This window comes from Chryseobacterium potabilaquae, from assembly GCF_902728265.1.
GTDB classification, from domain to species: Bacteria; Bacteroidota; Bacteroidia; order Flavobacteriales; family Weeksellaceae; genus Chryseobacterium; species Chryseobacterium potabilaquae.
In genome coordinates this window covers 1-8,527 of the sequence record NZ_CACVBR010000069.1, presented here as the reverse complement: position 1 = coordinate 8,527, position 8,527 = coordinate 1, and the positions used below count along the sequence as shown (strand labels likewise).

Annotated in this window: 6 protein-coding genes and 1 pseudogene; all 7 read right to left on the bottom strand. The window is 31.2% G+C overall.

Annotation, left to right across the window (positions count from 1 at the left end; all coding sequences use genetic code 11):
* Positions 1–460: 460 nt before the first annotated feature.
* Positions 461–859 carry a hypothetical protein gene (locus tag CHRY9293_RS17890; RefSeq protein WP_228455591.1) on the bottom strand — a complete coding sequence of 133 codons (399 nt, stop codon included), beginning with the start codon at positions 857–859 and terminating at the stop codon, positions 461–463.
* A 132-nt stretch (positions 860–991) separates the two neighbouring features.
* Complete coding sequence (locus tag CHRY9293_RS17885) at positions 992–1,489, bottom strand: hypothetical protein (RefSeq protein ID WP_228455590.1); 498 nt, start codon at positions 1,487–1,489, stop codon at positions 992–994.
* Positions 1,490–1,524: 35 nt separating this feature from the next.
* Entirely contained in the window at positions 1,525–4,257 is a 2,733-nt protein-coding gene (locus tag CHRY9293_RS17880; RefSeq protein WP_162034220.1) for a COG1470 family protein, read from the bottom strand.
* A complete protein-coding gene (locus CHRY9293_RS17875) occupies positions 4,250–5,050 on the bottom strand; it encodes a DUF3324 domain-containing protein (RefSeq protein ID WP_162034219.1) in 801 nt (266 codons plus the stop codon). The genes CHRY9293_RS17880 and CHRY9293_RS17875 overlap by 8 nt, the downstream gene beginning before the upstream one ends.
* A 107-nt stretch (positions 5,051–5,157) precedes the next feature.
* Entirely contained in the window at positions 5,158–5,736 is a 579-nt protein-coding gene (locus CHRY9293_RS17870) for a hypothetical protein (RefSeq protein WP_162034218.1), read from the bottom strand.
* A 227-nt stretch (positions 5,737–5,963) separates the two neighbouring features.
* Positions 5,964–8,315: a phosphocholine-specific phospholipase C gene (locus tag CHRY9293_RS17865; protein ID WP_162034217.1), complete on the bottom strand. Its 2,352-nt coding sequence runs from the start codon at positions 8,313–8,315 to the stop codon at positions 5,964–5,966.
* A 100-nt stretch (positions 8,316–8,415) separates the two neighbouring features.
* Positions 8,416–8,527, bottom strand: a pseudogene (locus CHRY9293_RS19015) (IS982 family transposase); the annotation flags it as partial.

The following is an 8,527-nucleotide window of genomic DNA, read 5'->3' as shown; positions in this document are numbered from 1 at the left end:
GAGACTTTTTTTATCTAGATACTTCAACGATTCAAACTTCTGAAACTTACGGATCAGTCTCAAAAGTTGAGGGCTAAGCAAAAAGTTTGGAGAAAAACAGATTTTATAATGTTTTGGTTCTCTGTGTATGGGCCTTACTCTATTTTTCTCTATTTTTATAAAGTAAGTACCTACTTCTAGCTAAGAGTTGCTTAGGGGATCTACCTCCATTCTGGAACGATTCAGGGGGAAGATATTATTTCTTGTAGATAGAATGAAGTTATTTTATTGTTCCCAGCCTTTGCCACCGGTGTTTAATTGTAATTTCTTGTAAAGCTTCTATGGCTAGTTTTTGTACATGAAAACGATCGATAACCCATTATAGCAAAAGGAAAACATTGAATCAGGTGTAAAAGATCCTCCCAACTTTTGTGCTTAATCTCTTATTAAGGCTTATTTAATGCTAATTTACAGGCTAAAATTAAATAGCACTTATTGTGAATACTACTTTACTATTATATGTGGTAGCGGGAATAGTGACTGATACACCGCTTAATTGTAGTTGTATATTGATACCCGTGTATGATGCAAGTGCTAATACTGCTTGTATTCTAAATAATTCAATATCAGTTTGGGTTACAGTTTGATATGTAGTTCCACCTGTTATAGTACATAGAGCACATATTGTACTTCCATTATTTGTTCTTTTAGCGGATAAAATTAGTGAAGTATTCCAAGTTGGATTAGGTTCATAGTGAACAGAAACTTTTCCGTTGCCTAATAAAAGGGGAACACTGGCTGTTAATATAACTTGATTTGTAGCACTTTCGTAAGTTCCTGTATAATTAGTACCAGCTTCTGTAATAGAAGGTATACTCACTGCCCAATTAGTGCCGCTAACTGTTAATGTCTGAGCTTGAATAGGATATATAGATATAATAAAAGTACTAAATATTAATGAACTCCTTTTAGTAATTAATTTAGTTATATTTAAATTCATTTTATTATTAATTTATTCTGTTATTGTATAGGTAATAACAATAGGAATACTCGAGATTGAAGAAATGTTATTATAATTATTAACGACAAGACTGATAGTGAGCTGATGACCATTATTAGCTCCTGTTCCTGTATAAGCACCTCCAATTCCTGAAATAATAGTTGTTGCAGTTGTACTAAGAGTAACTTGACCAGATGATGTACCTCTAGTTCCTCCTCCCAACCCAGATGCAGTAGCAGCTTGTATTTTTACGTCAATTCCTGAGATAGTTTGATTAACAGAGGCGGTAACTCTTCGGGTAAGTCCTGCGGGTGCAATTGCGGAAGTATAATTGATCCATTTGGTAGTATTAGCAGTAGGATTGGTTATAGATGCTCCTGCTTCTGTTGGAGCTACAAAATTCATCGTAATACTTCCTGTGGGCTCTATATCTAATAAAGTGACAATAGGAAGTACTAAAGATGCGGTTCTATTTCCTGTGGTTTGTGTAAATACGATATTAGATATCATACAGAGCAATATAGATATGATATATTTATTTAACTTCATTTTCTTCTTTTATTTTCACTATATTTTATCTGTATGTCCCCTTGTTGATATTTTATTTCATTTTGTTGTTTTACAATATGTATTGTTACGTCTTGAGTTTGAGATGGTGTAAGGGTAAATTGGAATGTACTCATTACAATTTTATAACGTTTGTCCAAACCATTTCTATAAACTTTCACTTTCCATTCTCCAGGGCGTAGATAAGTAAAATCGAAAGGATTATTAATATATGCTATTTTTCGATAAGTTTCTTCCCCATTAGTTACTTCTATAATAATACTTTTTTCTTTTTTCTTTTCTATTTCTGAATGAACTTTTGTAGAGCTTTTTCCTTCTTCAGAAAGTTTAATATTACCCTGAATATTGGCTGCTAATGTTAATCCTAAATTGAATATATTTTCTTTATTAGTCAATATTATAGAAGTTGGCAAAGAAATATTAGTGATGGCGTTAATTTCTACAGTTGATCTATCTATTTCTAGTAAATAATCTCCAGGAATAATATTTTTAAATACATAATTTCCATTTTTATCAGTAATTGATAAATAATCTCCTAATTTTAATTTTATACCCTCCGTTTTTTTTACGCCAAGATTTTGAATATTTCCTGACAAAGATGTGTATTCTGCTATCTTTTGAGTAGGTGTATTTAATTGTAATGTATACCTCAATGAGAATATGAAATCTTTATTTCCAACTTGACCGTGTTGTAATGTATAGCGTCCAGAAATATCTAATGAATGTTTAGGAAATAATTGTTGATGAAACAATACTTCAAAAAGATTACGATCATTATAATACTCTTCGGGGATATAATTGTTCTGGTAAAAAAGACTAAAGTTGGTTTTGTCAGAAATTCGGCTTAAGATTCTTGCTCCATAATATAGTTGTTTATCCCTTTGCATTTGATAACGTGAAGTATTAGCATAACTGGCATAAAGATTAAAGGAGGTTTTAAATTTTTCGAATCCTAAATTTGCTGTATAAAAGTTAGAGGTTCCTTTGAATAGAGAAAGGTAGTTTTCCGTTTTGCCAAACTGGGCCTCTATATTCAATTGGAATATTCCAATTTGTTGATTGACCGCTATTCTAAAAAAGTTTTCATAGTAATCAAATTGTTTTGGCTCGAGACGATCCTGATATTTTTGAAATCCACTGTATATCATGAGGGATCCATTTGACAAATATTTATATTGTACACCATACTGAAAAGATTTTCTATAAGGCGCAGCAAGATATAAAGTGTCCCGTTGAAAGTTTTTTATATCCTGTATATAATTTGTAAAAATGTTAATATTGTTGGTAATTCTATATTGTATATTACCATTGAATGTTCGGGTATTTGAAAAATATCCGGAAAATTCTGGACTAGTTTTTATATAAGTAAGATTTCCGTTTATTTTTTCAAATTTAAGAAAGGTTTGCGCCATATATCCTGTTCCATTAGTTTTATTTGTTTTACTATATGAAACTTCCCCAGAGATTTCAATATTTTTTGATATATTAAATTTTCCAGTAAGGTAAGGAAGATGAGCATTAGAGTCTAACCTCATATTGGTAAAACTAAATGAATCTTCTTTTAATCGAGGTATTTTGTATAAGTATCCGACAGAAATTTCTGACTGATTCCCTAATAAATATTTTGAATATACGTTAAACTCATCTTTAATATCCTTGAAAAATCTAGGATGATTATAGAATCCTCCAAAACTCATTTTTTTTAAATCATAGCGTAGTTCAACTCCACGCCCATAACGTGAAAATTCTGTCAGAAATGAAGCCGAATAATTTTTATCACCCAAATGGAAATAGATGTTGTCATGCTTAAAATTTATAAAGTATTCTTCATACTGGGTAAACGAATTAAATTCAACAGGATTTTTTGAAATAGCACGAAACTCGATAAGACTTTTGTTATTTTTATCTAAACTACCTTTTCCATAGATTTCACCTTGAAATCCATCTTTAAAACTTCCTTTGTCTTGCATTCCAATATATGATAATGAAGTAAATACGGGAAGCCTATGGTAAACATCATCTTCGGAAGGCTTTATAGAAATCACTTTAGTACTCGTATAAACACTTTGAATCTCGTTTGGGTTATCTATATTATAAACAGAGAGATTGATGTTTTGATATTCATTTTTGCCTAGATTGGAGTCTGTTATTTTATTGACCTGTATCATTTTACTTTCTCCTGGAGATAAAATTTGTATAGGATTCTCCTCGATATATCCATTTTTACTTTCGAGGATAAGACTTTCATTTACATTTCCGTCGTTTTTTAAAAGGAATGAAGTTTTAATTATTTCACCAGCTTTTATAAACTCTGGAAAGTCTATAGAGGTAAGAGTAATTTTTCTATGGGCAGAAATGACAATTTGTGAAGTTTTTATAAAACCATCCTTTTTATTTTTTTCTATTCCTTTTAACGTTACCGAATATATTCCTTCTGCAGCTTCTGCAGAAATACGTAATGGAATAATGTATGCTGTTTTTTCTTGCGGGGCAAGTTCTAATTCATTCTTGTTTAAGATAGGGAAAATATCAGGGCTTGAGGAAGTAATGAAGATATCATATATTTTGACATCAGAAGTTATATTTTCTAAAGTAAATGATATAGAAGTAGATGTTCCAGGTTGCAGACTATCTTTTTTTATTGTGTATTTTTGAGAAAAAAGAATTACCGGGAAGAATAAGATAAAATATGACGCCCAAATTTTAATCATTTTTTAAATCTAATTCCACATTGAGTGCGAAAGCATTTTCATTTTCATCAGTAGAAAGTATTATAGCATTATATTTATCGGGTACTAATTTATCAATATCGATTTGGAATGTTTTAGAGGTTTGTGGCAATAAGCCCATTGGAGGGCTTGAAAAGACTCCAACTTTTTCTGCTGTTTTACGATTGTAGATTTCAAGGGTTACTGAAGGTTTACAATATAAATTGCCTTTATTTGCTACTGCAATATTGGCAGTTTGTTTTCCCTCTACTTTATCAATTTTTATACTTTCAAATATAAGATTGGGTTTGGCTTTTTCTGCCTCATAATCTGTAACTATCTGTATAGCATACCGAACTATAGAAGTAATATTTACTCCTTCTTTATTGTCATTGGGCTTTATATCTTCCACAGGTTCTACCATAATAACGCTCCAATAGCTACCTGGTTCTAAAATATTAGGAGGAATAATGATTTCATAATACACTTCTTTTTTTTCTTTTGCTTTCAGGGTAAGTTGATTGGTATTAAGGGTTATCCAATCTACATTAGTTTTATTATTGGTATGGGGAGTAGTATAGCTAATAGTACCATTGGATTGGTAAGAAAAGTCTTGTAAAAATAATTTTACATTTTGTGTTTTTTTTCCTGTATTTTCAATTTCTATTTTACCCTTATAGAGGGTCCCCTTTTCTACTTTATAAGTATGGGTAAGACCATTAAGTATAGTAATGCTAGCATATAGAAAGCTGATATGGGAGAGTAAAAAGATAAACAGGAAAATGCGCTTTATCATTTTGGATGTAAAGTTTTGGTTTTAAAATTGTGACAATAATGAATTCAGAAGAAACTTGCTAAGCAAATTTCTTCTTATTGGGATTAAGATCGAATGACTTTTATATCTTAGTTGTCCGAAATAGTATAAGTAACCGTAGCTACAGTTGATGCTGTTGCTTGTAGGTCTGCATAATCAGCAACGCCTCCAGGACCACTTCCTGCTGCTAAAGCATAGGTCAAATTATGACCATTATTAGCACCGTTTCCAGTATATGCACTACCAATTCCAGATACAATTGTTTGATCAGATGCACTCAATGTAAGTTGTGCGGAAGGTGTTCCTAAAGTTCCACCTCCAGAGCCTGTGGCAGCAGCAGCGGTTACATTTATGTCTATTCCAGGAATGACTGCATTTACCTTTACAGAAACATTTCGTGTGGGATCAGCAACAGATTTTATAGATGAATAATTTAGCCAAAGTGTTGTATTTGATGTACTTGGCGTAACTGGATTACCTGCTTCTGTAGGAGCTGTAAAACCTAAAGTAATATTTTTCGTAGCTGCCGGTTCAATGTCTACCAACGCAACTTCTGGGATAGAAATGGTAATGGTATGATTATCAGTGTTACTGTCTTGTGCACTTAAGCTAGTCGAAATGGCTAATGCTGCGAAGGATAATGCTAAATTAGCTTTTAGTTTTTTCATGATATTTTGGTTTTTATACATGTGAAATTAATAAAATTCAATAATGTGAGAAATAAAAAGTAATGTTTTTTTATTTAATTATTTCTAGCCTAACTATTTTCTTTAGGGATATTTACTTTTACAGATACGATATTATAAAAAAAAAAGAACTATTTTTATGATTTTGGTCATATAAAAAGCCTATATACGATCAGTTTATAGGCTTTAAATAATATTTTATAATAATTTTATATCCAGTGAGGGTCTGAAATAGACGTCTTCCCCGTCTCTATCCTTCCTGCAAAATGCCAAATGTGTTTTCCTATATTAATCTTTACATCATACCAACCTTTTGTTTTATTGAGATTAATAGATAGGCATTGTTGGGGATGATTGAGAGATATTTCTTTTGTTTTTTTCTCATATAGGTCTTCTACTATGACAGGATCGTTGGTAATTTGATCACTTTTAAATATGAATTCGATTTCATTTTTTAGTGTATTATTGATCAATAATACATGGTGTTTTGGAGTTTGTATTCCTTTAAAATTCCTATAAAATCCATTCGGTCCGAAAACTTCATAATTATAGTTACCATCAAGATTTACAATATGAGATAGTTCTTGTTTGGAATATAAAGCATAAGAAAAATAGAATTTATCATTTGCAAATTGGGTTCTATCATATATTAATAAAGGAATTCCTGTTTCATTTAAATTAATCATATTAATTTTTCCCTCCTCTAAATTTACATGATAATTATATGGAAGTGGGTTAGATGGTTTGGCACCTCTTTCTTGAATCTCTAATAAGGTTGAATTTAAATCTTTTTCCAAATACCAATTTAAAGAAGGAACAGGTTTATTTTTTGCTGAATTAATAGTTTTTGCATAGTCTTTTTGATTGATATAGTTCATTTGAGGAAAGATTGTATTCTGAGAAGAGCCAAAAGCAGACGTCAAGTCTCCACAAATAGCCCTTCTCCAATCACTTATGTTATCTAGCGTGACATTCTTATTCAATTTCTGCTGAATAAATTTCTCTAAAAACTGCAGAATAGAGGTGTGATCTGAAACCTCAGAATTTACAAAACCACCTTTTGTCCATGGAGAGGCAATAATCATAGGAACTCTATATCCTAGACCTATTGTTCCTTCAACTTTTTCATAATGCTCCAAAGGATGCTTTGACATATATTCCTGTTTTTTATTTACATATTCCGCTCCTTCTTTTCCATTTAAATCAACAGACTGAGTGGGATTCACGGGAGGAGCAAAAGGTAAAACATGATCAAAATAACCATCGTTTTCATCATAATTAATAATGAAAATTGTTTTTTTCCAGGTTTCAGGATCTTGAGTTAAAATATTTAACACTTCAGAAATATACCATGCACCATACCAAGGTGAACCGGGATGATCAGAAAAACGTTCAGGGGCAACTAACCAAGAAACTAGTGGGAGAGTTTTATTTTCAACATCATTACGAAACTCAAATAAAACATCTCCTTTAGGTACGACTAATCTTTCCCCATTCTCATCTTTTCCAATTTCTAATTCTCCATAATCAGGATCTTTTACATTAGTTGTAAATGCTTTTTCGTGTAGATTTTTTTCAGCTTGAGAAAGTTTTGAATAATTTTCAGGGGTATATTTTTTTTGATCGTCAAGAAGTTCAGCAATCTTTTTTTCTAGCTTTTGTTTGTGATCGGGATTTTTTTCAATCTCATTTTTTAAAGCATCAATCATATTCGGAATATGCTGATAATAACCTTTTGAAAATTTCACATTAAACTTTGAAAAATATTCTATAGGATTATCTGTAAAATTACCCAACCATGATTCTTGCTCACCCGACATTCCTTTTGGTAAACTAATTTCATTCTGATAGATTTTCCATGAAACATTTTGTTCTTCTAATATTTCTGGAAATGTTTTCCATTTGGCTTGTCTTGCTTCGTCATAATCAATATTTTCATTGTAAATATTGGGTTTTACTTTACCGCTTTGTTGCTCTCTAAGAGTTCCTGACCAAAAGAAAAGCCTGTTTGGCGTTGTGCCGGTAAGAGAAGATGAAAAATATTGATCAAAGATAGTAAAGGCATCTGCTAGCTGATAATAAAAAGGGAGGTCTTCTCGATTGTAATAACCTAAAGTTAAAGGAAGGTCTTGATAGTCTTTGTTTTCAGAAGCTTTTGCTTGAACCCAATGATCGTATTTTCCTTTATTGAAAGCTTTTTGTTGATTTTCCCATGAATGAGGTAAAGAACTCATCCAGGTAGATTTTGTATTTTGTAAATCTAATCTTTCAGGAGCAGCATATTTCCCATGATTGTTCTTTTGAAAAAAAACAGAATGTCCATCTTGCTTTGTAAAGGCTCTTTTATCTAAAAAACCTCTTACTCCTTTTAAGGAGCCAAAAGCATGGTCAAATGAGCGATTTTCTTGCATCAAAATAACAACATGCTCTGCATCGTAAAAAGTGGATTCCGCGATAGGCTCTATAGATAAAGCTTTTAAAATGGAGGGGTGTAAAATACTAGATGTTCCCAAACCTGCTAATAAAAGGCTTGACTTTTCTAAAAAATCTCTTCTATTCATATCAAATGCGTTGTAAAGAATGAAACCGCAATATAAGTCTAATTTTCTTGCGACTTTTATGATGAGTAAAACTATTATATAATTATACCCGTTGTGCATTTTAAATAATACTAACTTTAATATTATTAATATTTCTATCAAAAATGACTTTATTAATGTATTGTATAACCTTTAAAGAAGTGATTTTTGATAGTATTCTGGTTTTAAAACCG